Source organism: Agrobacterium sp. ST15.13.015, assembly GCF_027871645.1.
In the GTDB taxonomy this organism is placed as follows: Bacteria; Pseudomonadota; Alphaproteobacteria; order Rhizobiales; family Rhizobiaceae; genus Agrobacterium; species Agrobacterium leguminum.
Genome location: NZ_JAQAHF010000002.1, coordinates 374,620 through 400,513, shown reverse-complemented (window position 1 = coordinate 400,513; position 25,894 = coordinate 374,620). Strand labels below are relative to the sequence as shown.

Below are 25,894 nucleotides of genomic sequence, written 5' to 3'. Positions count from 1 at the left end.
CCGGGAGGAGGAAACCATGGCTCAGGCGTATTCGGACACAGATGCAACGAAGGAAGCGGCGCTGGCGAATGTATCGCTGGCGGAACGCGCCTGGCGCATCCGGCGCAACGCTCTTTTGATGGGTGAGGTGCAGGGCCAGGGTTATGTAGGCCAGGCGCTCGGCATTGCCGATGTTCTGGCGGTGGCCTGGTTTCACACCATGCGTTACCGGGCGGACGATCCGCATTGGGAAGGCCGCGACCGGTTTCTGCTTTCCATCGGCCATTATGCGATTGCGCTTTACGCGGCGCTCATCGAGGCGGGCATCATCCCGGAAGACGAGCTGGAGACCTATGGCTGCGATGGGTCGCGCCTGCCCATGTCCGGCATGGCCTCCTATACGCCGGGCATGGAAATCACCGGCGGATCGCTCGGCCATGGGCTTGGCATTGCGGTGGGCATGGCTCTTGGCCTCAAGCGCAAGAATTCCGACCGGTTCATCATCAACCTGATGTCGGATGGCGAGTTGGGCGAAGGTTCCACTTGGGAGGCCGCGATGGGCGCGTCCCATCACAGGCTCGGCAATCTCATCAATCTTGTGGATTTCAACAATCAACAAGCGGACGGCCCTTCCCGCGAGATGCTGTCCTCCGAACCCGTGGACGCCAAATTCGCGGCCTTCGGCTGGCACGTGCAGCGCGTGGACGGCAACGATATCGACAAGGTTCGCGAGGCCTTCGATATCGCAATATCACTTACCGATGACAGGCCGCGCGCCATCATTTTCGATACCCGGATGGGCCGCGGCGTGCCCTTTCTCGAAAACCGCGAAATCACCCATTTCATTCGCGTGGAAGCGCATGAATGGAAACTGGCGCTCGACGCCCTTGAGGAAGGACGGCCGCAATGAGTACAGCAGCCCCGCAGAAGCGCCTCACCACATCGGCGATGATCGCCTCCATCGCCGCCGAAGGCCAGCCGACACGGCCTGCTCCCTTCGGTCACGCCCTTGTTCAGCTGGCGAAGGAACGGGAGGATATTGTCGGCCTCACCGCCGATCTCGGCAAATATACCGACCTGCATATTTTCGCCAAAGCCTTTCCCGAGCGCTTTTATCAGATGGGCATGGCCGAGCAGCTCCTGATGAGCACTGCGGCCGGTCTGGCGCGCGAAGGTTTCGTGCCCTTTGCGACCACCTATGCGGTCTTTGCCGCCCGCCGCGCCTATGATTTCATCGCCATGGCGATTGCCGAGGAAAACCTGCCGGTGAAGATCGTCTGCGCCCTGCCCGGCCTGACGACGGGTTACGGCCCCAGCCATCAGGCAACCGACGATCTGGCGATCTTTCGCGCGCTGCCGAACATGACGATCATCGACCCGTGCGATGCGACCGACATAGAAGGCGCGGTGCCAGCCATCACGGATTTTAACGGCCCCGTTTATATGCGCCTGCTGCGCGGCCAGGTGCCGGTGGTGCTCGAAGAATATGGCTATCGGTTCGAACTCGGCAAGGCGAAGCTTATCCGCGATGGTGCGCAGGTTCTTTTCATATCGTCCGGCATATTGACGATGCGGGTTCTCGAAGCGGCTGCCCTGCTTGAGAAGGAGGGCGTCGGCTGCGCCGTGTTGCATTCCCCCACCATCAAGCCGCTCGATACCGCCTCGATCTTCGCGGAAGTGGACCGGGCGGATCGTCTGGTCATCGTGGCGGAAAACCACAGCGAAATCGGCGGGCTTGGAGAGGCCGTGGCGATGGCGCTGATGAAAAGCGGCCGGGTGCCGCGCCTGCGGCAGATCGCCCTGCCCGATGCTTTTCTGGATGCAGGCGCGCTGCCCACCCTGCATGACCGCTACGGCATCTCGACGGCGATGATCGTGGCGCGCGCAAGGGCGTGGCTGGAGAATGAAAATTTTGAAGTACCGCACGGTTCGGTCTAAAGGCTGAAGCTCAGACATGGTGCGGAATCAGCCCGGGGGAGCCGGCGGTTTCAAGGGAGTGGAGCGCGTTATCCGCGTGGTCGGACAACGCCGAGAGTGTTTAAATCCAGGGAGGAGAAAAATGAGTATTTCCATCAACAGGCGTATGTTCCTGACCGGTACCGGACTGGCGCTGGCTGCGCCGGCCGTTCTGACGACGGCCCGCAACGCCCGGGCCGCCACGACGCTGACGCTCGGCCATGGGGCTGCGCCGGGCAATCCTCGCACGCTGGCGGCCGCGAAATTCGCGGAACTCGTTGCCCAGAAAACCGAAGGCCGCGTGGCGATCAATGTCGCCGGTTCGGAAACGCTTGGCAGCGACGCCGCCATGCTGACCAGCCTGCGCACCGGGGCGCTGGATTTCACCGCCAACAGCCAGGGTCCGGTTTCGAGCGTTGTTCCAGAACTCGCGGCGCTTGGCCTACCCTTCCTGTTCAGCAACGCCGATCAGGCGATCAAGGTACTCGAGGGCGATGTCGGCGCATCGCTCGATGCGCGTTTCCAGAAGGTCGGCATCGTGCCGCTCGACTGGTGGGATAACGGCATCCGCCATGTCTCCAACTCCAAACACGCCATCACCAAGCCACAGGACGTCGCGGGCCTGAAAATCCGCACGCCGGCCGACCCGATGACCATGGATATCTTCAAGGCGCTGGATGCGGCGACGGTTCAGATCGCGTTTGGCGAACTCTACATCGCGCTTCAGCAGGGTGTCGTTGACGGGCAGGAAAATCCGCTCGTGAATATCGAAAGCTCCAAGCTTTACGAGGTCAACAAACATATCAGCCTCACCGCCCATAAATGGGAGTCCACCCCGTTCCTGATGTCCAAATTCGCCGAGGGGCGGCTGGGCAAGGATTTTGAGGCGGTCAAGGCGGCTGCGAAGGAGGCAGGCGCGCTTCAGCGCAAACTCTCGGCGGAAAAGGCAAGCGCGTCACTGGCCGCCTTCAGGGCCAATGCCGCCATCGAGGTGGTGGAAGACCTCGACCACGCGGCCTTCGCGAAAGCGACCGCGCAGGTGCTGGAGACATGGAAGCAGAAGCCCTTCGGCGATTTCGTCGCCGAGCTGGAAAAGGCTGCCAAGGGCTGAGGATCAGGATGCCGGGCCTCGCCTTCATGTCCACCGACAGGATCGGCGGGAGCCTCGCTCACGCCGACATTCATACGGTTTCAGTTTTCAGGAGATGCGCCAATGCTCGAAGGAGCCTTGTCCGCCGCCAATCGCGTTGACAGTTTCATCGCCACCCTCTGCCGCATCGTCATCGTGGCAACCGGCATTCTGCTCACGGTCATCATGACGGCAAACGTCATCGTCCGCTATCTATCGACTTCCGGCGGGTTGGACTTTGCGGAAGAACTGCCAACCATGCTGTTTCCATGGTTCATCGTCGCCGGCATTACCCTTGCCGCGCAGAGCGGCGCGCATATGGCGGTTGAATGGATTTATGACAAGTTCGACGAACGCGGCAAGGTGGCGGTTCTGCTGTTCGCCAATCTCGTGACGGTCGCAAGTTTCGTCATTCTCGCGCAGCAGGCGCTTGTCGTCGCCGAGATCGCCGGTGCGGAAATCAGCCCTGTGCTGCAACTGCCCAACAGCATCGGATATTATTCCATCGCCTTCGGCGCGGCACTGGTCTCGGTCACGACCGCAACCGCGAGCCTGCGCATTCTCTCCAGCGGCTGGCATGCCCGCCCGCACGGTGCAACCGAGGAGATGCCGCTATGACCATCGTGATGATCATTGCATTTTGTATTCTCATGATGATTGCGGTTCCGGTCGGTTATGCACTGATCATCTCTGCCGGCGTCGCCGTTCTGTGGAACGGTTATGTGCCGCTTTCGATCGTGGCGCAGCAGGTTTACGACCAGACGCAGTCTTTCCCGATGCTGGCGCTGCCGTTCTTCATGCTCGCGGGCACGCTGATGCTCGGCGGCAAACTCGGAACCCAGCTTCTGGAACTCGCCTCCAAGGCCATGCAGCGCTGGCGCGGCGGCCCGCTTTCCACCACCGTCATTTCGTCGGTCGTGTTCGGCGGCGTGTCCGGCTCCGCGGTCGCCAACGCGAGCGCACTCGGTTCGGTGCTCATTCCATGGCAAAAGCGCCAGGGTTACCCCGCTCCCCTCTGCGCGGCGAACAATGCCACTTCAGCGGTCATCGACGTACTCATTCCACCGTCGATCCCGATGATCCTCTATTCTTTGGTCAGCGGCGTCAGCATCGCCAATCTGTTCATCGCGGGCATACTGCCGGGCCTGCTTATGGCCGCCGGTTTCATCTTCGTCTGCTGGGCCATTGCCGTGCGGCGCGGTTATGCGGTGCGTGACGAAAGCACCCGCAAGCGCGATCTGGCGCTACTTGCATTCCGCAGCCTGCCGGCGATCCTCCTTCCGATCCTGATCATCCTCGGCCTGCGCTTCGGCTTTGCAACGCCAACCGAAGTGGCCGTTCTTTCCGTCGTCTATTCGCTCGTGCTCAGCATCTTCTTTTATCGCGATCTGACGTGGAAGCGTTTCTGCGACAATTTCGTCGAAGCTGGTTCCGCAACCGGCGTCGTCATGCTGGTCATCATGGGCAGTGCGGCGGTGGGCTGGGTGCTGACCTTCGATCAGGCGCCCCAGCATTTCGCCACCTGGGTGGCCGAGAATATCTCCAACCCGATCCTGATCATTCTCATGATGAACATCCTGATGCTGATCATCGGCATGCCGCTCGATCTGCCGCCGTCGATCCTGCTGCTCGGACCGATCTTCGTGCCGCTCGCCGATATGATCGGGCTCGACCGGGTGCAGCTCGGCATGATGATGGTCATCAATCTCGGTATCGGGCTCTATACGCCACCGATCGGCACCACACTCTTCATCTCGTCCTCCATAGCCAGAGCGCCGCTCGGCGCGACGACGAAGGAATTGTGGCCGTTCTTCACCATGGCGATGCTGCTCCTCATCGCGGTCAGCTTCATTCCTGCGCTCACGATCTACTGATATAAGAGCCGTAGCAAACGGCAGCCAGAAACCACCGGCCGGGTCTCTCCGATCGGTGGTTTCTGGTATTCAAGATGCGGCACACATCGTTAGATCTGCTTTGTTGATAGTTTCGACGATCAAATCACGATCTGCGATGCACCCTTCACGAAGTTTTAGGGGATTGCGGAACACATATGGAACATATAGTGTTCGTTCTGTATTTGTTTCGCGACTTCAACGACGATTCTCAAGGGTGTTTTCCTCATGCTCACGCGCAAACAGCAGGAATTGCTTCTCTTCATTCATGAAAGAATGAAAGAGTCCGGCGTGCCGCCCTCCTTCGATGAAATGAAGGACGCACTCGATCTTGCATCCAAATCCGGCATCCACCGGCTAATCACGGCACTCGAGGAGCGCGGCTTCATTCGCCGGCTACCTAACAGGGCGCGGGCGCTGGAAGTGATCAAATTGCCTGAGGCCTATGCGCCGGGTGCAAGGCCGCAGCGCGGCTTCTCGCCGAGCGTCATCGAAGGCAGCCTTGGCAAACCGAAGACGCCGGAGCCGGCCCCTGCCCCCAAGGCGCCCACCAATGATTTCGCCGGCGCCGCCACCGTGCCGGTCATGGGCCGCATCGCCGCCGGTGTGCCGATTTCCGCCATCCAGAACAACACCCATGATGTGGCCGTCCCGGTCGACATGCTCGGCTCGGGCGAACATTACGCTCTTGAGGTCAAGGGCGACTCGATGATCGAAGCCGGCATTTTTGATGGCGATACCGTCATCATTCGCAACGGCAACACGGCCAATCCGGGCGACATCGTCGTAGCACTGGTGGATGATGAAGAAGCGACCCTGAAGCGTTTCCGCCGCAAGGGAGCCTCCATCGCTCTGGAAGCCGCCAACCCCGCCTATGAGACCCGCATTTTCGGACCGGACCGGGTGAAAATCCAGGGCAAGCTCGTAGGGCTGATCCGCCGTTATCATTAATTGGCAGCCCGCCTTTTTTCGCCAGGGGCGTCATCGAGAAGAGGACGCTCCCTTTGAGGCATCTTGGCTTGTTCCCTGGAACAATGCGGCCCTGCGCAAGTAAAGAGAGGATGTGTTTCGCCCTCATCTCCGGGCGGTGACGTGGATATGCCTCCTTCTCCCTTCCCTCACCTTCCCATTCATCAACGCGGCTTATGGGAGCCATGGATTATTTGCAATATTCCAAAGGCCATCCGCCGGTATAGAAATGCGCGTCATATCGGGGAAACATGTCATGTACGATCTTTATATCGCCAACAAGAATTACTCCTCATGGTCGCTACGGCCCTGGGTGTTGATGCGCACGCTCGGCATCGCCTTCGATGAAAAACTCGTTCCGTTCGGAGAAGGCGTTTCCTTCTCCACCTTCTCGCCGACCGGCAAGGTGCCCTGCCTTGTCGATGAGGGCGTGACGGTTTGGGAATCGCTGTCGATCGCCGAATATCTGGCGGAAAGACACCAGGGCGTCTGGGCGACCGACAAGCAGGCACGGGCCTGGTCACGTTCGGCGGCGAGCGAAATGCATGCGGGCTTTTCCTCGCTGCGCAATCTCTACCCGATGTCGGTCGGCATTCGGGTAAAGCCGAAGGGTGGCGATACCGGGCTTGCGGCCGATATAAAGCGCATCGATACGCTGTGGAGCGAAGGCCTCGCGAAATTCGGCGGGCCTTTTCTTGCCGGCCAGAAATTCACGGCGGTCGATGCCTTCTTCTGCCCGGTGGCATTTCGTTTCCAGACTTATGGCGCGGAACTTTCGCCCGCGACGAAAGCCTATTGCGACCGGCTGCTCGCCCTTCCCGCGATGCGCGAATGGTACGAGGCCGGACTGAAGGAAGTCTGGCGCGATGCGGCGCATGAAGAGGAAATTAGCGGGATCGGCGAATTGACCGCGGATCTGCGCATCAAGCCCTGACGGTCCATGCCGGCGGCACTTTATTGCGATGCCGCCAGCAACCGCATGATGGCATCAGGCACGTCGTGATCGAAACGGCCGCTTTTCCAGTCGTAATAGCGATGTTCGCTCCAGGGCCTGTCCATGCCGGCGATTGCGGCGCGCAGCCTGCCGACGACCGCTGCCTGCTCGTTGCCGGCAAAGTCCATTTCCAGCGAACCGGTCCGTCGCAGGATATCCCGGTTCAGCAGAAGTGCACCCGAGCGGCATTGGGAGAAGGACGTTCTGCGGGAGACGATAACGATATCGGCGATATCGCAAGCCTTTCCGGCAAAGCGGCCATCTTCCAGAACGATGATCCATTCGCCGCTTCCCGCGCGCGCAACGCACCATGTGCCTTTGCTGCAGGTGAAAACACCGGGCTCGGCGTCTCTCAGGGCCGCCGTCATCTGCCGTGCAACCGCGCTCATCTCTTGCGGATCAAGCTTTCCCTTCGGGGCCAAAGCCACGGTGTTAGCCGTGGCCTCGGTCTTTAGAAAGACCGGCGGCACAGGCTGCTCCGGTAAAAGCAGCGCCCTTTGCCATTGGCCATAAACGAAACCCTGCGGCTGAGCCTTCGTCGTGTAGGCTTTGCCGTCCTCCAGCAGCGCCACCAGCTCGCCATCCTCATGAACAAGCAAATCGGGCGGATCGCGATAGGCCGTGGCGGCTGACAGGCCAAAGGCAAGGAGCAGAAGCGGCATGCCCAGAAGCGCAAGCCGGCTGCGCAGCAATGTCAGCAGCAGAAAACCAGCCGAGGCGAGCCCCAGAAACCACCCGTGCGGCCGGCCCGTCGCAGCGCTTCCGCCCCAGGACGCCACCTCCTGCGCAACCTCGATGACGAGAGCCATGCCGTACCCCATGACCTTTAGAAATGGCGCGTCCAGCCCGAAAGGCATCAGCAGCATGGCGACAAGGCCGAAAGGCATGACGATCAGCGACATCAGCGGCATGGCAGCCAGATTGGCGAAAAGTCCATAGGTGGTGACACGCTGAAAATGCTCGACCGAATAGATCGCCGTCGAAAGACCGCCGATCAGCGACGTCGTGATGACACCGCCAACGATGGCGCCCGCCGTTTGCGCCACCGTCATCCATGCCGGTTTGCGCCCGATAAACAGACGCTCGCGATCGATACACCAGCGGCTCCAGGCGGCATAGGAGGCGACGAGCGCGATGGTCGCGGCAAAAGACATCTGGAAGCTCGGACCCATGATTTCCGAGGGCGAAAAAGCGAGAATGACCAAAGCGGAAAGCGCAACATTCCTGAGGCTGAGCGAGGGTTGATCGAACAGTACCGCGATCAGCATCACCGACATCATCAGCCAGGCGCGTTCGGCGGAGACGGCGAAACCTGAAATCAGGTAATAGGCGAGCGTCATCAAGAGCGCGGCGAAGGCCGAAATCTTCTTCACGGGCCAGCGCTGCGCAAATGCCGGAAAAAGGCTGAAGGCAAGCCTCAGCCCCACGAAGAATATGCCCGACGCCAGCGCCATGTTGAGCCCGGATATGGCGACGATATGGGCAAGGCCTGAGAGCCGCAACGCTTCCATCGTTTCGGCGGATATGGCCTGTCTCTCATCGGTGACGATGGAGGCGGCAAAGGCGCCGGCATCGCCGCCGATGGTGTTGCGGATGCGCTCGGCAATGGCGGTGCGAAGGCCATAGAGCCGCATGTCGGCCCATTCCAGCCAGCCCGTCTTCGCGTCGATGCCGGGTGGAGTTACCGTCTGTGGCGGCTTATAGAAGAATCCGGTCGCGCCTATGCCCCTGAAATAGGAGGCGAAGGCGAAATCGTTGAGGCCCGGCAGAGCCGGGCCGGATGGCGGCGAAAGCCGCGCCTTGCCACGAATGGTCGCGCCGAGGGCGGCGGGCTCGCCTCCCCCACGTGACAGGAGCGAGACCTTCCCCGGCGGGCGTGACAATCCCGGCGCTTCCGTTGCGGTGAGTTGCACCACATATCGCCAGTCCCCGCGCGCATCCACCTCCCTTCGGGTCACCGTGCCGGTGATGGTGGTGGTGACGGGCGTATCCAGCACCACTGTTCCCGCACGCCACGTTTCGACCCCGGCGAAAAGCATGCCCAGCAAAAGCAGCGCGAGAAGGCCACACGCCGTGGCTGCAAAGCCCGAGCGATATTTCGCGAAAAACGCCAGACCGGTGGCGATAAGACATGTGATCGCCAGAACGGAGAATGAAGGCGAGGTGTTGAGGGAAAACCAGAGGATCGCACCGCAGCCGATGAAAACCGGAACGAAAAGAAAATCGTGGCCGAATGCGCGCTCCTCGGCGACGCATACGGCGATTTTTTGGGAGGCGACAGCTCGCAGGTTCGGCTTGCCGACAAGTGTGGGCAGATCATAAGCCACAAGATCGCCGGCACGGTGAACGGGAAACAGGATTTCCGCCGTGCCGGGCAAATCGCCCTGCATCGTTTCGGCATATCTGAAATGCTGTTTTTCCCCTTGACCGAGCAATCCGCGCCGCGCCCCTGCCGCACCGGGAACAGGTTTGCAGGCGGATGCGAGGGATTGCAATCCTTTCCTTTAACCCTGCGTTGACTGAGATTGAATTGCCATCGCCGGGAAAGACGAAAGCGAGGCAATTGCGTTTGCCGCAATGCACAATTTGACCTTTGGATAGCTTGGCATCTGCGCAAGGATCATATAGCTAATCGGTAGACGCTTAACCGCGGGGCGTGTCTCAACGCCCCCACCCGCATGTTTTCGGAGGATCAGTATGACGGAAAAAAGCGCTACAGTGACACTTGGCGAAAAGCAGGTCGAACTCCCGGTCAGGGAAGGCACGATCGGACCAAGCGTCGTCGATATCGCCACGCTGTACAAGCACACGGGCTCTTTCACTTACGACCCGGGTTTCACGTCGACGGCCTCCTGCGAATCCAAGATCACCTATATTGACGGTGATGAAGGCGTTCTTCTGCATCGTGGTTTCCCCATCGAGCAACTCGCCGAACAGGGCGACTTCCTGGAAACCTGCTACCTTCTGCTTTACGGCGAACTGCCGACCGCGGCTCAGAAGAAGGACTTCGACACCCGCGTCACGCGCCACACCATGGTGCATGAGCAGATGAGCCGCTTCTTCACCGGTTATCGTCGCGATGCGCATCCGATGGCCGTCATGTGCGGCACGGTCGGCGCTCTTTCGGCCTTCTATCACGACTCGACCGACATTACCGATCCGCACCAGCGCATGGTCGCTTCGCTGCGCATGATTGCGAAAATGCCGACGATCGCCGCCATGGCTTACAAGTACCATATCGGCCAGCCCTTCGTTTACCCGAAGAACGACCTCGATTACGCCTCGAACTTCCTGCACATGTGCTTTGCCGTGCCCTGCGAGGATTACAAGGTCGATCCGGTTCTGGCCCGCGCCATGGACCGCATCTTCATCCTGCATGCCGATCACGAGCAGAACGCTTCCACCTCCACGGTGCGTCTTGCCGGTTCTTCGGGTGCAAACCCGTTCGCCTGTATCGCGGCTGGTATCGCCTGCCTCTGGGGCCCGGCTCACGGCGGCGCCAACGAAGCGGCGCTCAACATGCTCAACGAAATCGGCACGGTTGACCGCATTCCGGAATATATCGCCCGCGCCAAGGACAAGAACGACCCGTTCCGCCTGATGGGCTTTGGTCACCGCGTCTACAAGAACTACGACCCGCGCGCCAAGATCATGCAGAAGACGATGTACGAAGTGCTGGAAGCCACCGGTAACTCCGACGATCCGATCATGCAGGTCGCGCTGGAATTGGAAAAGATCGCCCTTTCCGACCCATACTTCGTCGAGAAGAAGCTCTACCCGAACGTCGACTTCTATTCCGGCATCACGCTGAAGGCGCTCGGCTTCCCCACGACCATGTTCACCGTTCTCTTCGCTCTTGCCCGCACCGTCGGCTGGATCGCACAGTGGAACGAAATGATCGAAGATCCGCAGCAGCGCATCGGCCGTCCGCGCCAGCTCTATACGGGCGCCGGCAAGCGCGATTACGTTCCGGTTTCCAAGCGCTAAGCCGCTAAACCCTATAAGATCAAAGGCCGGCAGGTTTTCACCCGCCGGCCTTTTTTGTTGGGCATCCGAATGGTTCTCAGTGGCGCGCCGCAACGCCCAGGAACTGCTTGAGTTCGGGTGTCGCGGGATTGGAAAAGACCTCTTCCGGCGGGCCAATTTCATGCACCCTGCCCTCATGCATGAAGACGACGCGGGAGCAGACGTCGCGCGCAAATTTCATTTCATGCGTCACCATCAAGAGCGTCATGCCTTCAGCGGCAAGTTCGCGCACCACGGCAAGCACTTCCGCGACAAGTTCGGGATCGAGCGCCGAGGTGATTTCGTCGCATAGCAGCGCGATGGGCTGCATGGCGAGCGCGCGGGCAATGGCGACGCGCTGTTGCTGGCCGCCGGACAATTCATCGGGATAGGCATCGAATTTATGCGCCAGCCCGACCCGTTCCAGCATCTTGCGGGCAACGGCTTCCGCTTCCGGTTTCGGCGTCTTTTTCACCACGGTCTGCGACAGCATGACATTGCCGCCAACAGTCTGGTGCGGGAAGAGATTGAACTGCTGGAAGATCATGCCGACCTTCAACCGCAGGGCTTTCAGATGCAGATCGTCTTCGAGAAGCTGCGCGCCGGCGACCGATATGGAACCGGCCGAAATCGTCTCCAGCCCGTTGATGCAGCGAAGCAGGGTCGATTTTCCCGATCCGCTCTTGCCGATGATGGCGATGACCTCACCGGGCTCCACATCGAGGTTGATGCCCTTCAGTACCTCGTTGCTGCCATAGCTTTTGCGGACTTCAGTGATTTCGATGAGCGACATTGAGCTTCCTTTCGAGGATCTGGCTGCTCTTCGACAGAGGCCAGCACAGCGCGAAATAGATGAGGGCGACGAGGCCATAAACGGTGAAGGGCTGGAAGGTGGCGTTGGTAACGACCGTGCCGGCCTTGGACAGTTCCACGAAACCGATGATCGAGGTCACGGCCGTTCCCTTGATGACCTGCACGAAGAAACCGACGGTTGGCGGAATGGCGACCCGCATGGCCTGCGGCAGGATGACATAACGCATCTGCTGCAGGCGTCCCATGGCAAGGCTTGCCGATGCCTCCCACTGGCCCTTGGCGACGGATTCAACGCAGCCGCGCCAGATTTCGGTGAGGAAGGCAGCTGCCCACAGGATCAGCGTCAAGCCCGCCGCCAGCCAGGCCGGCACATCGATGCCGAACAAGCCGAGGCCGAAAAAGGCGATGAAGAGCTGCATCAAAAGCGGCGTGCCCTGAAAAAGCTCGACATAATAGCGTGCGAAAGCCCGCATCGATTTTTTCCGGGAAATGCGCATGAACAGCAGAAGCAGCGCCACCATGCCGCCGCCGGCAAAGGAGACGAGCGACAGCGACACCGTCCAGCGCGTGGCGAGCAGCAGGTTTCTGAGAATATCCCAGGTGGAGAATTCGATCATCGGACACTCCTGCGCGGAAAGATGAGGTTGCCGCCCATCACCAGCACCTGCCGGAGAAGGATGGCCAGCACGAGATAAATGACGGTGGAGACCATATAGGCTTCGAAGGCGCGGAAGGTGCGCGACTGGATGAAATTGGCGGCGAAGGTCAAATCCTCGGCGGCGATCTGCGAGACGACCGACGAGCCGAGCATGACGATTACCACCTGCGATGAAAGAGCGGGCCAGATGCGTTGCAGTGAGGGAACCAGCACCACATGCCGGAAGGTTTCGAAACGGGTCATGGCAAGGCTTGCCCCCGCCTCGAACTGCCCCTTCGGCGTCGCCTGGATGCCGGCGCGGATGATTTCGCAGCTATAGGCCCCGAGATTGACCACCATGGCGATATTGGCGGCGGTCAGTTCCGACAATTGCAGGCCAAGCGATGGCAGGCCGAAAAAGATAAAAAACAATTGTATGAGGAATGGCGTATTGCGAATGAGCTCCACATAGGTCGCGACCGGCGGCCGCAGCCATTTGGGCCCGAGCGCGCGCACCCAGGCGCAGACGATGCCGAGTGCGATGCCGAGAACGCCGCCAATGGCAATCAGTTCCAGCGTAACGGCGATGCCCTTGGCGATCTGCGGGTAATAGTCGAGAAGCCATCCAAAATCGAATGTGTATTTCACCCGATGCTTCCTTTCGGCGAGGACAAACCACGCGCCGGTCCCGCCTCAAGGCGAGGCCGGCGCATGCATTTTGCCGGGTTGCTCAGAGATCCTTAGGCAGGTCGGTTTTCAGCCACTTCTGCGCGATCGTGTTCAGCGAACCATCGGTCTTTGCGGCGGCGATGATGGCGTTGACCTTTTCAAGCAACGCCGGCTGTTCCTTGTTCAGGCCGATATAGCAGGGCGAATTCTTGATCAGGAACTTCAGCTCGGGACGCTTCGGTGGGTTCTTGGCGAGAATGGCGGCGGCTACGACATTGCCCGTGGCGACGGCTTCCACCTGGCCGGCGAGGAAGGCGGAGATCGTGCCGTTATTGTCCTCGTAGCGCTTGATGGTCGTATCGGCAGGCGCCACCTTCGTCAGCTCCAGATCCTCGACAGCGCCACGGGTGACACCGATGGTCTTGCCGGACAAATCTTCCGCCTTGGTGACGGCAACAGAATCCGGAGCGAACACGCCGTTGAAGAAAGGCGCATAGGCGGTGGAGAAGTCGATGACCTTTTCACGGTCCGGATTCTTGCCGAGGCTCGAAATGACGAGATCGACCTTGTTGGTCTGGAGATAGGGTACGCGGTTAGCGCTGGTGACCGGCACGAGTTCGACCTTCACGCCCAGCTTCTCGCCGATCAGATTGGCGACGTCGATATCGTAGCCCTGCGGGGCCATATCCGTGCCGACGCTGCCGAAAGGCGGGAAATCCTGCGGGACGGCAACGCGGATCGTGCCGCGGGAGGTGATATCACCGAGCGCATCGGCAAAGGCTGCGGGCGAAAAGCCGAGCGTTGCGGAAATCGCGGCAATGGCAAGCAATGAACGTCTGGAAAACATTGGGAATTACTCCTTGGGGCTTGAGGAAAGAGGCTGAAGTGAAAGGGAATTGCGAAGCTCGTAGAGCGGGTCCGGCCTGCGGGTGAGATCGAGACCGGTTTCGACTTCGTCGAGATGGCGGATGGCGAGTTCGGCGGCGCCATGAAAATCGGCAGCCTTGATCGCTTCGAAGATACGGCAATGTCCGTCATGCGATTGCTGCGCATGGAAATCGGACTGATAGAGCATGGAGATGAGGATGGTTCTGGCCGTCAGGTCGCGCAGCGTTTCGACGATGATGTCGTTGCCGGCGATTTCAGCGATGCGAATGTGAAAGTCGCCCATCAGGCAGGTCAGGCGCTGGCGGTCGCCTTTGGCAATCGCCGCCTTCTCCTCATCGAGATGATCGGCGAGGATGGCGATGCCTTCCGGGCTGACGCCGGAAAGATTGCGCAGGAGCCCATATTCGATGATGCGCCGTGCTTCATAGACCTTGATGGATTCTTCGGCGGAAGGCTCCACCACGAACCAGCCCCGGCGCGGGCTGACGGTGACGATGCCGCGCGTCTCCAGCCTCATCATCGCTTCGCGAATGCGCGTGCGCGACACGCTGAAGAGGCTGGCGAGTTGGTTCTCGCTGAGGCGGGTTCCCGGACGAATGCGCGCGGAAAGAATGCCGGAGATGATGGCATCTTCTACCGCGCTCTGGGCGCTTTCTGATGTATGGCTATCTTGCATACAAGATTGAAAGCAAGAGGTGTGCCAGACGGAAATTTATGGGCCGGGAGCCATTCGATGGTCAGCCGTTTGCCGCCCTAACGATCAAATGCAGTAAAATCGCGCCCTCGCCTGCCTGCATCGGCAGCAGGACGACAGCCCGTGGGAGAGAGTGCTTACATGATTATTGTGAGGGACGAGCCTTGCTCTTCAGGACATCCAGAAGAATGCGCGCACCGGTTTCGCCCGGAGGCACATCCGTATGCAAACGCTGCTGCACGAGTGCATAACCTTCGAGCATCGCCCGCCGCTCAGTGGTGTCGGAAGACAGACGCTCTGCCCAGCGCAGCATCGAACCTGCCCTTACCACCTCGTTGAAATATTCCGGCACGACGGCGTAATCGGCAATCAGGTTCGGCAGCGCCCCCGTCCACGTCTTCACCCGCTTGCTCAGCATGGTGAAAATCCAGTCCGTCTTGTAGACCGAGATCGTCGGAACGCCCGCGAGTGCGAGCTCCAGAATGACCGTGCCGGAAGCGGCAATCGCCGCATCGGCTTCAGCAAACGCGTTCCATTTGAAAGCGGAATCGATACCGATTTCGGGCCTGATATCCTCCGGCCATGAGGCCGCCAGTTCGCGGATGCGTTTTTCCTGACGCGGCACGGTGGGCAACAGGAACCGCGTCGGACCGTTGCGCTCCACAAAAGCTCTCGCCGCCGCCTGAAACGGCTCCATCAGCCGCGTCGTTTCAGTGGAACGCGACCCTGGCAGGAGGAGAATGGTCTTCGGTTCGCCATTCGCCGGCAGAAAACGTTCCGCCCGCCTCTGGCGCACTGCCAGCACATCGGGGTCGACGCTGAGGCGATGACCGACAAAAGTTGTCGGCGGACCGCCGAGACGGCGCATGGCTTCCGGCTCGAAGGGCAGCAGAGCCAGCACGTGATCGACATAGGAGAGCATCGCGGTGGCGCGATATTCCTTCCACGCCCAGACGCTGGGGCAGACGTAATTGACGACCGGCAGATGCGGCAATTGCTGCCGGACTTTTTTCGCAACGCGATGGGTGAAATCCGGGCTGTCGATGATCAGCAGAATATCGGGCTTTGCGGCGGCGATTGCCTGAGCGGTCTGGTTGATCCGCGCAATGAGCTTCGGCAGTTTTTTCAGAACCTGCGTAAAGCCCATGATGGAGAGTTCGGAATAGTCGAACAGGGAAACCAGTCCCTGCGCTTCCAGCGCTTCGCCGCCGACACCGACCAACTCGACAGGCCCCGTATATTGGGCCTTAAGCGAGCGGATCAGATCCGCGCCTAAAAGATCGCCGGATACTTCCCCGGCTATGACCGCCACTTTTAATGCCGCCGTCATCCGATCATGTCTCCGCCAAGTGATGTATCGATGCCGCAGACGAATATGCCCGCCTCATCGGCCGCTTTCAACATCGCCTCGCGATCAAGCACCAGCGCCCGCCCGGCTTCGACGGCAATACCCGCCAGCCCGGCTTTTCGCGCATTCTCCACCGTTTCCACACCGATTGTCGGCAGGTCGGCGCGCACATCCTGCTGCGGCTTGCACAGCTTTACGAGCACACCCCTGCGGCGCGGGGATATCCGTCCTTCGGCGCGCAATGCCGCGACGCGCCCCAGCATGGCATCCGTGCCCTCGACGCCTTCCAGCGCGACGATGCGGCCGCCGACGGCGACGGCGCCCTGCCCCACATCGAGCTTGCCGAGTGCAAGCGCGGCCTCAGCCGCCTTGCGTATATCGCGCAGATCATCCTCGGCAGGTTTCTGCGCACCGAAAGGGCCTATAGCGGCCAGCAGGCCGGGCGCGATCTCGTGAGCGCCGATGACTTTTGCGCCGAGCGTGCCGATGATCTTGATGACCATCTGCAGAACGGCGTCGTCGCCGCTCGACAGCAGCGTCCTGACAATGGACGGCAGTTTGAGCAGGATGCCGAGTGTGGGGCGGATCTCGCGCCATTCCGGCCGCCGCGCCACACCACCGGACAGCACGACGCGGTCTACCCGGTTTTCGCGCAGCAGACGGCCAAGCCCGGCGACATCGCCGACACTGATGACGGCATTGTCGAAACCGCTCCAGTCGAAACGGGAATCATCACGCAGGCGCACGATAAAAGGGTTTTCGCCCATCTCACGGGCAGCGGCCGCCACATAAAGCGGCAGCTGGCCGCTGCCGGCCACGATGGCGAGACGCCCGCCGCCTGTCACGGCTCACTTGCCCCGGTTGGGCGAAGAGATCGCGCGGTCGCTATCCGCACCGATGAAGTCGATGACTTCAAGCGCCTGCGGGCAATCCAGATAGTCGTTACGGTCGATGGCCGCCGCATTGCCGCGGATCGTGCCTTCGGCCTCGAAAATCGCCTTGTAGACGCGTCTGACCTTATGGATATCGGCGCGCTCGATGCCGGCACGGGTCATGCCCACGACGTTCAGGCCGCCGAGGATGCCGGGATTGCCATTCAGCATGCCATAGGGAATGACATCGTAATTGACCGCCGAAAGTCCGCCGATAAAGGCCTGGCGGCCGATGCGCGTGAACTGGTGCACGGCGCAGCCACCGCCGAGAATAGCGCGGTCCTCAATGGTGACATGGCCCGCCAGCATCACATTGTTGGAAAGCACAATGTGGCTGCCGAGGCGGCAATCATGCGCCACATGCGAATTGGCGAGGAAGAGATTATCGTCACCGATAATGGTCTTGCTGCTGCCATCGGAACTGCCGGCGTTCATCGTCACGCCTTCACGCATGATGCAGCGCTCACCGATCTCGAGGGTCGTTTCCGAACCGTCATGGCGAATTGCCTGCGGCGTGCCGCCGATGACCGCCATGGGATGGACGACCGAGCCACGGCCGATCACGGTCAGGCCGGAAACAACGGCGTGATTGTGCAGCTGAACATCGTCATGCAGCGTGACTTTCGCGCCGACATAGCTCAGCGCGCCGATGACGACGTTTTCACCGATCACCGCGCCGTCTTCGATCACGGCGCTCGGGTGAATTCTGGCCGAGGCGGCAATCGTGCTCATTGCTGATCCTCGGGGATCATCATGGCGCCGACATCGGCCTCCGCCACCAGCGCGCCGTCCACCTTCGCTTCGCAATGGAATTTGAAGACATTACCGCGCTGGCGCTGCTTGACGACATGGATTTCCAGACGATCACCGGGGACTACGGGTTTGCGGAACCGCGCATTGTCGATTGTCATGAAGTAAACCAGGTGACCGCCCTCACCCTGACTGCGAGCGCAGATCGCACCTGCCGTCTGGGCCATGGCTTCGACGATCAGAACGCCCGGCATGATCGGCCGGTCCGGGAAATGGCCGGTGAAATGCGGTTCGTTGACGGTGACGTTCTTGATGCCAATCGCCGAGTTGTTACCGTCGATCTCGATGATCTTGTCGATCAGCAGGAATGGGTAACGATGCGGCAGAAGCTTCATGACTTCCAGAATGTCAGCCGCGCCGAGCGCCGTCTTCGTTTCTTCAGTCATTGTTTTTCTCTCCTGTTTTTTTATCACGCCCTTCAGCGCGCGCCAGAATTTCGGCCATGTCGCGCAGGAAATATTTCATCGGACGCGCGGGCGTGCCGCCATAACGGGCGCCTGCCGGAACGTCCGCCACAACGCCGCTCATCGCCGCGATCTGTACGCCGTCGCCAATGTTGATATGGCCATTGATGCCGGCCGCGCCGCCAATCATCACACCGTCGCCGATGCGGGTACTGCCCGCAATGCCGACCTTGCTGACGATGCCGCAATGGCGGCCGATGCGGACGTTGTGGCCGATCTGGACCTGATTATCGATCTTGGTGCCTTCGCCGATGACCGTGTCATCCATGGTGCCGCGATCGATCGTGGTGTTGGCGCCAATCTCGACATTGTCCTGAATGATGACCCGGCCGATCTGCACGATCTTCAGCATGCCGCGCGGACCGGGAGCATAACCGAAACCGTCCTGACCGATGCGCGCACCGTTATGGATAATCACATTATTACCGATGAGGGCTGCAAGAACGCTTGCGCCCCCGGCAATGGTGCAATCGCGTCCGATCTGCACATCCTGCCCGATGATGACGCCGGGACCGATGCGCGTGCCCGCGCCGATATGGGCGCCAGCTCCAATCACGGCGAGCGACTCGACGATGACACCCGCCTCCAGCTTCGCGGATGGATCGACATGCGCAGCATGGGAAATTTCAGCTTCCATTCGCGCAATCGGACCAGGCCGCATGGCGGAAGGATGCAGCAAGGCACCCACCTGCGCGAAAAGCGTGTGCGGGTTTTTCGATATCAGCGCAGGTGTGTGAGACGGAAGCATGTCTACAAGTGCGGCGTCACAAATGACGGCGCCAGCGTCGCAGGTCTGCAGCTCATCGCGGTTCTTGCGCGAAAGGATATAGCAGAGCTGATCGGGTTTTGCCCGGTAGACCGGCGCAACGGACCGAATGATCCGCTCTCCCGCCGCGTCATCAGACAGTTCCGCCCCAAAACGGTCTGCGATATCTTTCAATCGCAGTCCCTCGTGGGGCGGAAAAAAGGCGTTGTATTCCATCAGCCGGAAACTCCAGAACGTTCAAAGTTGCAGTTCTGGACTGCCGATATCAGAAAGTGTTGGACATGCCAAACCGGAAACGCTGTTCCTCGTCGTAGTCTTCCTTGGCGAAAGGCACGGCGTAGTCGACGCGGATCGGACCGAAGGGCGACGCCCACATCACGCCGATACCGGCGGATGCGCGGATGGAGTTGTCGTCCTTCACACCGGCGCTGTTGGCAACTTTGTTGCCATAGAGCGTGCCGGCATCCACGAAGCCAGCAAGGCGAAGGCCGAAATCTTCCGGAACGCCAGGCATCGGAGCCGTGACTTCAGCAGAAGCGGCGAAATAGGTGGTGCCGCCGATGGAGTCGGAACCGATGCGCGGACCGATACCATCGTTCTTGAAGCCGCGAACCTGACGGCCGCCAAACTTGAACTGATCGAATACCAGCAGATTGTCGCCCGTCGGCATCACATGACCAGCTTGGCCGGTGAGCGAGCCGATGACATCGTACTCATCGGAAAGCGTGTAGAAGAAGCGAGCCTTGGCGTAAATCTTGTAATATTCGGAATCGCCGCCGAGACCTGCAAATTCGTTCGTCAGAGCAGCCTGCCAGCCTTCGCGCGGCATGTTGCGGTCGTCGAGCGTATTGTAGTTCAGCGTGTTCGAAATGATGGACTGCGTCCAGTCACCGCCACGGATCAGGTCCTTGTAGGGAGCGGCAAGGTTGCTGCCGGTTTCCCAGTCGCCTTCGCCGTCATAATTGAGCTGCTTGTAGGTGTACTTGAACGTCGTTGAGAGGTCTTCGGTGATCGGCGCGGTCACGCGCAGCGAGAAGCCCTGCTCGTCGTAGTCATAATAGTCTTCGCTGCGGCTCTGGCTCTTGAACAGGTCGAAACCTGCGGCAAGACGGTAGCCGAGGAAATAGGGTTCCGTGAAGGACAGCGTATAGCTGCGCGCATCATCTTCACCCGCACCGGCGGCGAGACGGATGTACTGGCCGCGGCCGAGGAAGTTCTTCTCTTCGATGGAGGCTTCGAGCAGCACACCGTCGTTCTGCGAGTAGCCGGCGCCGATACCGAACGAACCCGTCGACTGATCTTCTACGTCAACAACGATAACGACGCGGTCAGGCGCGCTGCCGCCGGCGGTCGAAATATTGACCTTCGAGAAATAGCCGAGCGCTTCGAGACGGCGCTTTGCAGCCGTGATGACCGTCTGGTTGAATGCATCGCCTTCGGAAATATCGAACTCGCGACGAATGACGTAGTCACGCGTACGGGTGTTGCCGCGGATTTCGATACGCTCGACATAGGCGCGCTCGCCCTGATCGACGATATAGGTCACACCGATGGTGTTGCCAGCCATGTCGCGGTCGCCGCGCGGCGTTACGCGGGCAAAGGGATAACCTTCGCCGGCCACGCGCTTGGAAATCGCTTCCATGCTCTGCTGAACTTCCTTGGCGCTGTAGCTTCCGCCCTGGTGGGTTTCCACGAGGCCCTGAAGTTCCGAACCATCGACGCCCGGAACGGTCGATTCGACCGCGACGTTGCCGAAGTTGTAACGCTGACCTTCATCGACCGTGATGGAGATGGTGTATTCGTTCTTGGACTCGTCCAGCACAGCCTCGGAGGACACGACCCGGAAGTCGGCATAACCGCGGTTGTAGTAGAACTGGCGCAGCGCCTCTTCGTCGGCGCGCAGCTTGTCCTCGTTATAGACGTCCTTACGCGTCAGGAACGACAGCATGTTGGACTTCTTGGTGTTGATAACGGCGGCCAGACGGCCATCGCTATAGGCATTGTTGCCAATGAAATCGATGCGGCCGATCTTCGTGCGCTCGCCTTCATTGATGACGAAAGCAATGTTCACACGGCCCTGACCGACGGAAACGGTCTGCGTAGTGACTTCAACATCGCTACGGCCGATGGCGGCGTAGGCTTCCTTGATGCGGGCAATATCCGCAGTCACGATGGCCTGATTGAACGGGCCGAGGGACTGGGTCTGCACGACGCCGGCGAGCTTGTCGTCCTTGATCTTGCGGTTACCGTTGAAGACCACCTGGTTGACGAGCTGGTTCTCATTGACGGTCACGACCAGCGTGCTGCCGGAAACGCGCATGGAAACATTCGAGAAGTAACCGGTGGCGTAAAGACGCTTCACCGATTCATCGATGTCCGAATTGGAAAAGTTCTTACCCGGCGCAATGGTGATGTTGGAACGCACGGAGTCCGCACCGGACCGGTCGGCCCCGCGAACATCGATCCTGCTGATGACGGCCGCATTTGCAGCGCCAGCAGAGGCAAGCACGCCAAGGCCCGCAACCGAAGCAACACCGGCAGACAGAGCAACCGCCGACACAGCGTTCAAAAATCTTGAACCAGCCTTCATTTCAATTCTTACCTTTTTACGTTGTCCCTCAGCGGGCGGAACCCGACTCCGGCCATGTGCGTCGTTTTACCTGCTTTTCCCCTACAAGCAAGCGCGAACGTTAAATTCTGTTTACTTCGTGCTCCAGAGTGGCTCATTCGCCACTTCGGCATAAAAACAAGGTAAACAAATAACTAACAAAACCGTTAAAACACAATCCTCAGCCGATCAAGCTGCTGATATCATTCCATGTTGCAAAAACCATAAGACCCAAAATCATCATCATCCCGATACGGAACGCGACTTCCTGCGCGCCCGCACCAAGCGGCCTGCCACGAATGGCCTCGATGGCGTAGAACACCAGATGCCCGCCGTCCAGAACCGGCACAGGCATCAGGTTCAAAAGACCGATGGAGACGGAAAGAACGGCGGCAAGCTGGATAACGGCGGAAATGCCGAGCGTCGCCATCTGGCCGGACGCCTGCGCCACACGCACCGGACCGCCAAGCTGATCGGCATTCATGCGCCCTGTCACGAGATTGCCGATATAGTTGAATGTTCCGGTAATGACGTGGCCAGTTTCCCGCACGCCTTCGACCAGCGCCTCGGACGGCGAATATTCGATATGGCGGAAATTGCCGCTGGTCTGGTCGGTGACGATGCCGATAATGCCCATTTCCAGCTTGTTGCCGAACTGGTCTGTGGTTTCGGTGCGAGTCGGGACCATCGGCAGCTTCAGCTCCTCGCCCGCCCTTTCGACCGTCACCGTGATCGGCGTGCCCGGCCGGATGCCGACGTAACGGCGGACATCCTCGAAGGTCATCACTTTTTCGCCATCGATCGCGATGAGCCGGTCGCCGGGCTGCACGCCGGCGGCAGCCGCCGCGCTGTTTTCACGGACTTCCGCCACGACCGGATCGGCGATCATCCGGCCGTAAATGCCGAAGAGCACCGCGAAGATGAGAATCGCGAGAATGAAATTGGCGATCGGGCCTGCGGCAACCGTGGCCGCCCTTTTCCACAGCTTTGCGCCGGAAAGCGTCTGCGCCCTCTCCTCCAGCGACATATGCGACAGGCCGGAACTATCCGGCTTGCTCGCCGCATCCTCATCGCCGAAGAACTTGACGTAACCGCCGAGCGGGATCGCCGAAATCTTCCATCGCGTGCCGCGTTTGTCGGTGAAACCGATCAGTTCCGGGCCGAAGCCGATGGAGAATGCGGTGGAGCGGATGCCGCACCAGCGACCGACCAGATAATGGCCCATTTCATGGACAAAAACGAGCAGCGACAGCACCAGGATGAAGGGCACGATATAGCCGGTCAGAAAGCCGGTCGCCGCCATTACTGTGTTCATGACAATCTGCCCTTTGTGTCGTGACCCTTCGCGCCGCTCAGAAACCCGGCAACAGACCGCCGCCCGATCCGGGCACGTCGCCGGTTGCCGCCGCATGCACGAAAGCAATGAGGAATACCGTAAAGCAGGCGAAAACAAGACCGTCGACACGGTCCATGAAGCCGCCGTGGCCCGGAATGAGATGACTGGAATCCTTGACCTGGAAACGCCGTTTCACGAAAGATTCGAAGAGATCGCCGATCTGGCTGAACACCGAAAGGATAAGGGCGAGCCCCAGCACCAGCACGCTGATCCTGCCGTGATAAGCCATGGACACCGCGCCGCCGCCGACCACGGCCGCCACCGCCCCGCCGATCGCGCCGGACCAGGTCTTGCCGGGCGAGATCGAAGGCGCAAGCTTCGGCCCGCCAATGGCGCGTCCGACGAAATAGGCGAGAATATCCGTCGACCAGACAACGGCGAAGATAAACAGGATGGACACGAAGCCGGTCAGCTCGTCACCACGGATGGCTGCCAGCGATATGCCGCTCAGGCCCGCATAAAAAATGCCGCCCACCAGCCACCAGTTTCTGCCGCGCAAAATTGGAAACAGCGCCGCCGTCAGCGTGAAGCCGGATAAGAGCGGCAGATCGAGCGAGGATTCGCCGAATATCGTATTGCCGGCGATGACGGCGACCGCGAACCATCCCCAGGCATTGCCGGTCGAATTGGTCTCCGACAGCCGGGTAATCGTCGACCATTCATAATAGATGAGGATCGCCAGAAGGCCCGCGACGATGCGAAACAGAATGCCACCATACCAGGTCGCGGCCAGAATGACCGCCGCCATGACGATTGCGGACACGATCCGCAGTCTGAGTTCACGGCTCATCAGGCGCCTGCCACGGCAACCTGCTCGGTGAGTGCACCGAAGCGGCGGTCACGCGTTGCATATTGCTCGATTGCGGAGAAGAATCGCTGGCGGTCGAAGTCCGGCCAATATTCGGGAACGAACAGGAACTCGGAATAAGCGGCCTGCCAGAGCAGGAAGTTCGACAGGCGCTCTTCGCCGCTGGTGCGGATGATGAGATCCGGATCCGGCATACCCGACGTGTCGAGTCTGGCCGAAATCATCTCCGGCGTAATGGATTCGGCATTAAGCCTGCCTTCGGCGACATCGCGCGCTATCGCCGCTGTCGCACGCGCAATCTCGTCGCGGCTTCCGTAGTTGAAGGCGATCACCAGCGTCAGCTTGGTATTGCCCGCCGTCATCTGCTCCGCCTCTTCGAGGAGAGAGCGTATGTCATGCTTCAGCCCCTGCCGGTCGCCGATGATCCGCACGCGAACATTTTCGCGGTGCAGTTCCGCAAGGTCACGCCGGATGAAGGCTTTCAAAAGCCCCATCAGATCGCTCACCTCGGATTCGGGCCTACGCCAGTTTTCCGACGAGAAGGCAAAGAGCGTGAGATAGCGTATTCCGCAATCGCCGGCCGCGCGCACGGTCTCGCGCACGGCCTCCACACCGCGGCGATGCCCCATCACGCGCGGAAGACCGCGCTGCTTTGCCCAGCGTCCATTGCCATCCATGATGATGGCGACGTGCTCGGGTATGGAGGAACGTGTCGTCGTCGGCATATCGATCCAGTAACAGGGCAGCGCGGAATTAAAACGAATAAAATACAGGTCTATCGCAAGCGATATCAGACCTGCATGATTTCCTTTTCCTTCTCGGCAAGCAAGCGGTCAATTTCCGAAATCGTGTCATCGGTCATTTTCTGAACCTTTTCCGACTGTCCACGGCTTTCGTCCTGACCGATGTCACCGTCCTTTTCGGCTTTTTTCAGACCATCCATGCCATCGCGGCGCACATGGCGAATCGCCACCTTGGACTTTTCGGCATAATCATGGGCGACCTTGACGAGCGATTTGCGGCGCTCCTCGTTGAGTTCAGGCAGCGGGATACGCAGGTTCTGGCCGTCGACGATGGGGTTGAGGCCGAGATTGGATTCGCGAATCGCACGGTCGACGGCGTTGACCATCGACTTGTCCCAGATGTTGACGCCGAGCATGCGCGGCTCCGGAACGGTGATATTCGCAACCTGATTGAGCGGTACGCGCGAGCCATAAGCCTCGATGGTGACCGGATCGAGAATATTGGCCGAAGCGCGGCCGGTGCGAAGCGATGCGATATCGCTCTTGAATGCATTGATGGCGCCGTCCATACGGCGCTTGATATCGTTGAGGTCAACACCACTCATCTTGATACTCCATCTTGTCGGCCAAGCCGGCCGTAATCGCCCCTTGAGGCGGCATCGTTTTGATTATTTGTCGTGCACGATGGTCTTGCGGCCGCCGCCGGTCAATATCTGCGCAAAACCGCCCTTCTCGTGGATCGAGAAAACAATGATCGGAATGTGGTTTTCGCGGGCAAGCGCAACGGCGGCGATATCCATGACCGCCAGTCCCTTGCCGAGCACTTCGCTGTGGGTCAATTCGTCGAAACGGGTTGCCGTCGGGTCCTTCTTCGGGTCGGCGGAATAGATGCCGTCCACCTGTGTGCCCTTGAAGATCGCTTCGGCGCCCATTTCCGCAGCGCGCAAGGCTGCGGCAGAATCAGTGGTGAAGAAGGGGTTGCCCGTACCGCCAGCGAAGATCACCACACGCCCCTGCGCGAGATGATGGAGCGCCGCGCGCTGCGAGAAGCTCTCACAGATTTCAGGCATGGCGATTGCGGAGAGAACGACGGTGTCGATGCTGAGCTTTCGCAGCGAGGTCGCGAGCGCCAGCGCGTTGATGACGGTCGCCAGCATACCCATATGGTCGCCGGTCACGCGGTCGCCGCCCTTGGAGGCCACGGCAACGCCGCGGAAAATATTGCCGCCGCCGACGACAACGCCGACTTCGACGCCCATCGCCCTCGCCTCGGCGATATCGGAAGCGATGCGATCAGCCACCGCCACATCGATACCGAAACCCTGATCGCCCATGAGGGCTTCGCCGGAAGCCTTGAGAAGAACGCGTTTGTAGATCGGCTTGGAAGACATCAT

The 25,894-nt window shown here is 60.1% G+C and carries 25 protein-coding genes; 8 read left to right on the top strand and 17 right to left on the bottom strand.

Annotated features, from left to right (window positions below; all coding sequences use genetic code 11):
* The first annotated feature begins 16 nt into the window (after nt 1-16).
* The 7 genes from PIB16_RS05185 (at nt 17) to PIB16_RS05155 (ending at nt 6,859) form a co-directional block, all read left to right on the top strand.
* Entirely contained in the window at nt 17-889 is an 873-nt protein-coding gene (locus tag PIB16_RS05185) for a transketolase (RefSeq protein WP_271045113.1), read from the top strand.
* Nucleotides 886-1,917: a transketolase family protein gene (locus PIB16_RS05180; protein ID WP_142845814.1), complete on the top strand. Its 1,032-nt coding sequence runs from the start codon at nt 886-888 to the stop codon at nt 1,915-1,917. Before PIB16_RS05185 ends, PIB16_RS05180 begins: the two co-directional genes overlap by 4 nt.
* A gap of 121 nt (nt 1,918-2,038) precedes the next feature.
* Entirely contained in the window at nt 2,039-3,046 is a 1,008-nt protein-coding gene (locus PIB16_RS05175) for a TRAP transporter substrate-binding protein (protein WP_271045112.1), read from the top strand.
* Between the two features lie 102 nt (nt 3,047-3,148).
* Nucleotides 3,149-3,682, top strand: a complete 534-nt coding sequence (locus PIB16_RS05170; protein WP_271045111.1) for a TRAP transporter small permease — start codon at nt 3,149-3,151, stop codon at nt 3,680-3,682.
* Nucleotides 3,679-4,938: a TRAP transporter large permease subunit gene (locus PIB16_RS05165; RefSeq protein WP_271045110.1), complete on the top strand. Its 1,260-nt coding sequence runs from the start codon at nt 3,679-3,681 to the stop codon at nt 4,936-4,938. The genes PIB16_RS05170 and PIB16_RS05165 overlap by 4 nt, the downstream gene beginning before the upstream one ends.
* Nucleotides 4,939-5,184: 246 nt before the next feature.
* A complete protein-coding gene (lexA, locus tag PIB16_RS05160) occupies nt 5,185-5,907 on the top strand; it encodes a transcriptional repressor LexA (protein ID WP_080856301.1) in 723 nt (240 codons plus the stop codon).
* Nucleotides 5,908-6,181: 274 nt separating this feature from the next.
* A complete protein-coding gene (locus tag PIB16_RS05155) occupies nt 6,182-6,859 on the top strand; it encodes a glutathione S-transferase family protein (RefSeq protein ID WP_271045109.1) in 678 nt (225 codons plus the stop codon).
* A gap of 20 nt (nt 6,860-6,879) precedes the next feature.
* On the opposite strand, the gene PIB16_RS05150 is transcribed toward PIB16_RS05155, so the two are convergent.
* On the bottom strand, nt 6,880-9,309 hold the full coding sequence (locus tag PIB16_RS05150; protein WP_271045127.1) for a ComEC/Rec2 family competence protein: 2,430 nt from the start codon (nt 9,307-9,309) through the stop codon (nt 6,880-6,882).
* A 307-nt stretch (nt 9,310-9,616) separates the two neighbouring features.
* On the opposite strand from PIB16_RS05150, the gene gltA reads away from it, so the two are divergent.
* Nucleotides 9,617-10,906 carry a citrate synthase gene (gene gltA, locus PIB16_RS05145; protein WP_003502585.1) on the top strand — a complete coding sequence of 430 codons (1,290 nt, stop codon included), beginning with the start codon at nt 9,617-9,619 and terminating at the stop codon, nt 10,904-10,906.
* 76 nt (nt 10,907-10,982) lie between these two features.
* On the opposite strand, the gene PIB16_RS05140 is transcribed toward gltA, so the two are convergent.
* The 16 genes from PIB16_RS05140 to pyrH all read right to left on the bottom strand — a co-directional run bounded on the left by PIB16_RS05140 (nt 10,983) and on the right by pyrH (nt 25,891).
* Entirely contained in the window at nt 10,983-11,717 is a 735-nt protein-coding gene (locus PIB16_RS05140) for an amino acid ABC transporter ATP-binding protein (RefSeq protein ID WP_035217484.1), read from the bottom strand.
* On the bottom strand, nt 11,695-12,354 hold the full coding sequence (locus tag PIB16_RS05135) for an amino acid ABC transporter permease (RefSeq protein ID WP_271045108.1): 660 nt from the start codon (nt 12,352-12,354) through the stop codon (nt 11,695-11,697). The genes PIB16_RS05140 and PIB16_RS05135 overlap by 23 nt, the downstream gene beginning before the upstream one ends.
* Complete coding sequence (locus tag PIB16_RS05130) at nt 12,351-13,022, bottom strand: amino acid ABC transporter permease (RefSeq protein WP_035261720.1); 672 nt, start codon at nt 13,020-13,022, stop codon at nt 12,351-12,353. Before PIB16_RS05130 ends, PIB16_RS05135 begins: the two co-directional genes overlap by 4 nt.
* Nucleotides 13,023-13,104: 82 nt before the next feature.
* A complete protein-coding gene (locus PIB16_RS05125) occupies nt 13,105-13,890 on the bottom strand; it encodes a transporter substrate-binding domain-containing protein (RefSeq protein ID WP_271045107.1) in 786 nt (261 codons plus the stop codon).
* Between the two features lie 6 nt (nt 13,891-13,896).
* Complete coding sequence (locus PIB16_RS05120; RefSeq protein ID WP_065653922.1) at nt 13,897-14,607, bottom strand: GntR family transcriptional regulator; 711 nt, start codon at nt 14,605-14,607, stop codon at nt 13,897-13,899.
* Between the two features lie 163 nt (nt 14,608-14,770).
* On the bottom strand, nt 14,771-15,955 hold the full coding sequence (gene lpxB, locus PIB16_RS05115) for a lipid-A-disaccharide synthase (RefSeq protein WP_271045106.1): 1,185 nt from the start codon (nt 15,953-15,955) through the stop codon (nt 14,771-14,773).
* Complete coding sequence (locus tag PIB16_RS05110; protein ID WP_161987963.1) at nt 15,952-16,818, bottom strand: LpxI family protein; 867 nt, start codon at nt 16,816-16,818, stop codon at nt 15,952-15,954. Before PIB16_RS05110 ends, lpxB begins: the two co-directional genes overlap by 4 nt.
* Nucleotides 16,819-16,821: 3 nt before the next feature.
* Complete coding sequence (gene lpxA, locus PIB16_RS05105; protein WP_003521399.1) at nt 16,822-17,637, bottom strand: acyl-ACP--UDP-N-acetylglucosamine O-acyltransferase; 816 nt, start codon at nt 17,635-17,637, stop codon at nt 16,822-16,824.
* Nucleotides 17,634-18,101 carry a 3-hydroxyacyl-ACP dehydratase FabZ gene (gene fabZ / locus PIB16_RS05100; protein WP_065653924.1) on the bottom strand — a complete coding sequence of 156 codons (468 nt, stop codon included), beginning with the start codon at nt 18,099-18,101 and terminating at the stop codon, nt 17,634-17,636. The genes lpxA and fabZ overlap by 4 nt, the downstream gene beginning before the upstream one ends.
* Entirely contained in the window at nt 18,094-19,161 is a 1,068-nt protein-coding gene (gene lpxD / locus PIB16_RS05095) for a UDP-3-O-(3-hydroxymyristoyl)glucosamine N-acyltransferase (protein WP_003521402.1), read from the bottom strand. The genes fabZ and lpxD overlap by 8 nt, the downstream gene beginning before the upstream one ends.
* Nucleotides 19,162-19,210: 49 nt before the next feature.
* Nucleotides 19,211-21,535, bottom strand: a complete 2,325-nt coding sequence (gene bamA / locus PIB16_RS05090; protein ID WP_125146968.1) for an outer membrane protein assembly factor BamA — start codon at nt 21,533-21,535, stop codon at nt 19,211-19,213.
* A 199-nt stretch (nt 21,536-21,734) separates the two neighbouring features.
* Nucleotides 21,735-22,856, bottom strand: a complete 1,122-nt coding sequence (rseP, locus tag PIB16_RS05085; protein ID WP_003521404.1) for an RIP metalloprotease RseP — start codon at nt 22,854-22,856, stop codon at nt 21,735-21,737.
* Between the two features lie 49 nt (nt 22,857-22,905).
* Nucleotides 22,906-23,739: a phosphatidate cytidylyltransferase gene (locus tag PIB16_RS05080; RefSeq protein WP_271045105.1), complete on the bottom strand. Its 834-nt coding sequence runs from the start codon at nt 23,737-23,739 to the stop codon at nt 22,906-22,908.
* The gene (locus PIB16_RS05075) at nt 23,739-24,482 is read right to left on the bottom strand and encodes an isoprenyl transferase (protein ID WP_065653927.1); all 744 of its coding nucleotides are present in this window, start codon (nt 24,480-24,482) and stop codon (nt 23,739-23,741) included. The genes PIB16_RS05080 and PIB16_RS05075 overlap by 1 nt, the downstream gene beginning before the upstream one ends.
* A 65-nt stretch (nt 24,483-24,547) precedes the next feature.
* Nucleotides 24,548-25,105 (bottom strand): ribosome recycling factor, encoded by a 558-nt coding sequence (frr, locus tag PIB16_RS05070; RefSeq protein ID WP_003521407.1) that lies wholly within the window; start codon nt 25,103-25,105, stop codon nt 24,548-24,550.
* 63 nt (nt 25,106-25,168) lie between these two features.
* Nucleotides 25,169-25,891 (bottom strand): UMP kinase, encoded by a 723-nt coding sequence (gene pyrH, locus PIB16_RS05065; protein WP_003502561.1) that lies wholly within the window; start codon nt 25,889-25,891, stop codon nt 25,169-25,171.
* Nucleotides 25,892-25,894 lie beyond the last annotated feature (3 nt).

Coding starts and splice junctions, on each gene's coding strand:
- pyrH (WP_003502561.1), bottom strand. CDS start 25,891: ATGTCTTCCAAGCCGATCTACAAACGCGTTCTTCTCAAGGCTTCCGGC.
- frr (WP_003521407.1), bottom strand. CDS start 25,105: ATGAGTGGTGTTGACCTCAACGATATCAAGCGCCGTATGGACGGCGCC.
- PIB16_RS05120 (WP_065653922.1), bottom strand. CDS start 14,607: ATGCAAGATAGCCATACATCAGAAAGCGCCCAGAGCGCGGTAGAAGAT.
- rseP (WP_003521404.1), bottom strand. CDS start 22,856: ATGGCGGCGACCGGCTTTCTGACCGGCTATATCGTGCCCTTCATCCTG.
- PIB16_RS05170 (WP_271045111.1), top strand. CDS start 3,149: ATGCTCGAAGGAGCCTTGTCCGCCGCCAATCGCGTTGACAGTTTCATC.
- PIB16_RS05185 (WP_271045113.1), top strand. CDS start 17: ATGGCTCAGGCGTATTCGGACACAGATGCAACGAAGGAAGCGGCGCTG.
- PIB16_RS05180 (WP_142845814.1), top strand. CDS start 886: ATGAGTACAGCAGCCCCGCAGAAGCGCCTCACCACATCGGCGATGATC.
- PIB16_RS05080 (WP_271045105.1), bottom strand. CDS start 23,739: ATGAGCCGTGAACTCAGACTGCGGATCGTGTCCGCAATCGTCATGGCG.
- PIB16_RS05150 (WP_271045127.1), bottom strand. CDS start 9,309: ATGCAGGGCGATTTGCCCGGCACGGCGGAAATCCTGTTTCCCGTTCAC.
- PIB16_RS05125 (WP_271045107.1), bottom strand. CDS start 13,890: ATGTTTTCCAGACGTTCATTGCTTGCCATTGCCGCGATTTCCGCAACG.
- PIB16_RS05140 (WP_035217484.1), bottom strand. CDS start 11,717: ATGTCGCTCATCGAAATCACTGAAGTCCGCAAAAGCTATGGCAGCAAC.
- PIB16_RS05165 (WP_271045110.1), top strand. CDS start 3,679: ATGACCATCGTGATGATCATTGCATTTTGTATTCTCATGATGATTGCG.
- lpxB (WP_271045106.1), bottom strand. CDS start 15,955: ATGACGGCGGCATTAAAAGTGGCGGTCATAGCCGGGGAAGTATCCGGC.
- bamA (WP_125146968.1), bottom strand. CDS start 21,535: ATGAAGGCTGGTTCAAGATTTTTGAACGCTGTGTCGGCGGTTGCTCTG.
- PIB16_RS05135 (WP_271045108.1), bottom strand. CDS start 12,354: ATGATCGAATTCTCCACCTGGGATATTCTCAGAAACCTGCTGCTCGCC.
- PIB16_RS05075 (WP_065653927.1), bottom strand. CDS start 24,482: ATGCCGACGACGACACGTTCCTCCATACCCGAGCACGTCGCCATCATC.
- lpxD (WP_003521402.1), bottom strand. CDS start 19,161: ATGGAATACAACGCCTTTTTTCCGCCCCACGAGGGACTGCGATTGAAA.
- lpxA (WP_003521399.1), bottom strand. CDS start 17,637: ATGAGCACGATTGCCGCCTCGGCCAGAATTCACCCGAGCGCCGTGATC.
- fabZ (WP_065653924.1), bottom strand. CDS start 18,101: ATGACTGAAGAAACGAAGACGGCGCTCGGCGCGGCTGACATTCTGGAA.
- PIB16_RS05155 (WP_271045109.1), top strand. CDS start 6,182: ATGTACGATCTTTATATCGCCAACAAGAATTACTCCTCATGGTCGCTA.
- lexA (WP_080856301.1), top strand. CDS start 5,185: ATGCTCACGCGCAAACAGCAGGAATTGCTTCTCTTCATTCATGAAAGA.
- PIB16_RS05175 (WP_271045112.1), top strand. CDS start 2,039: ATGAGTATTTCCATCAACAGGCGTATGTTCCTGACCGGTACCGGACTG.
- gltA (WP_003502585.1), top strand. CDS start 9,617: ATGACGGAAAAAAGCGCTACAGTGACACTTGGCGAAAAGCAGGTCGAA.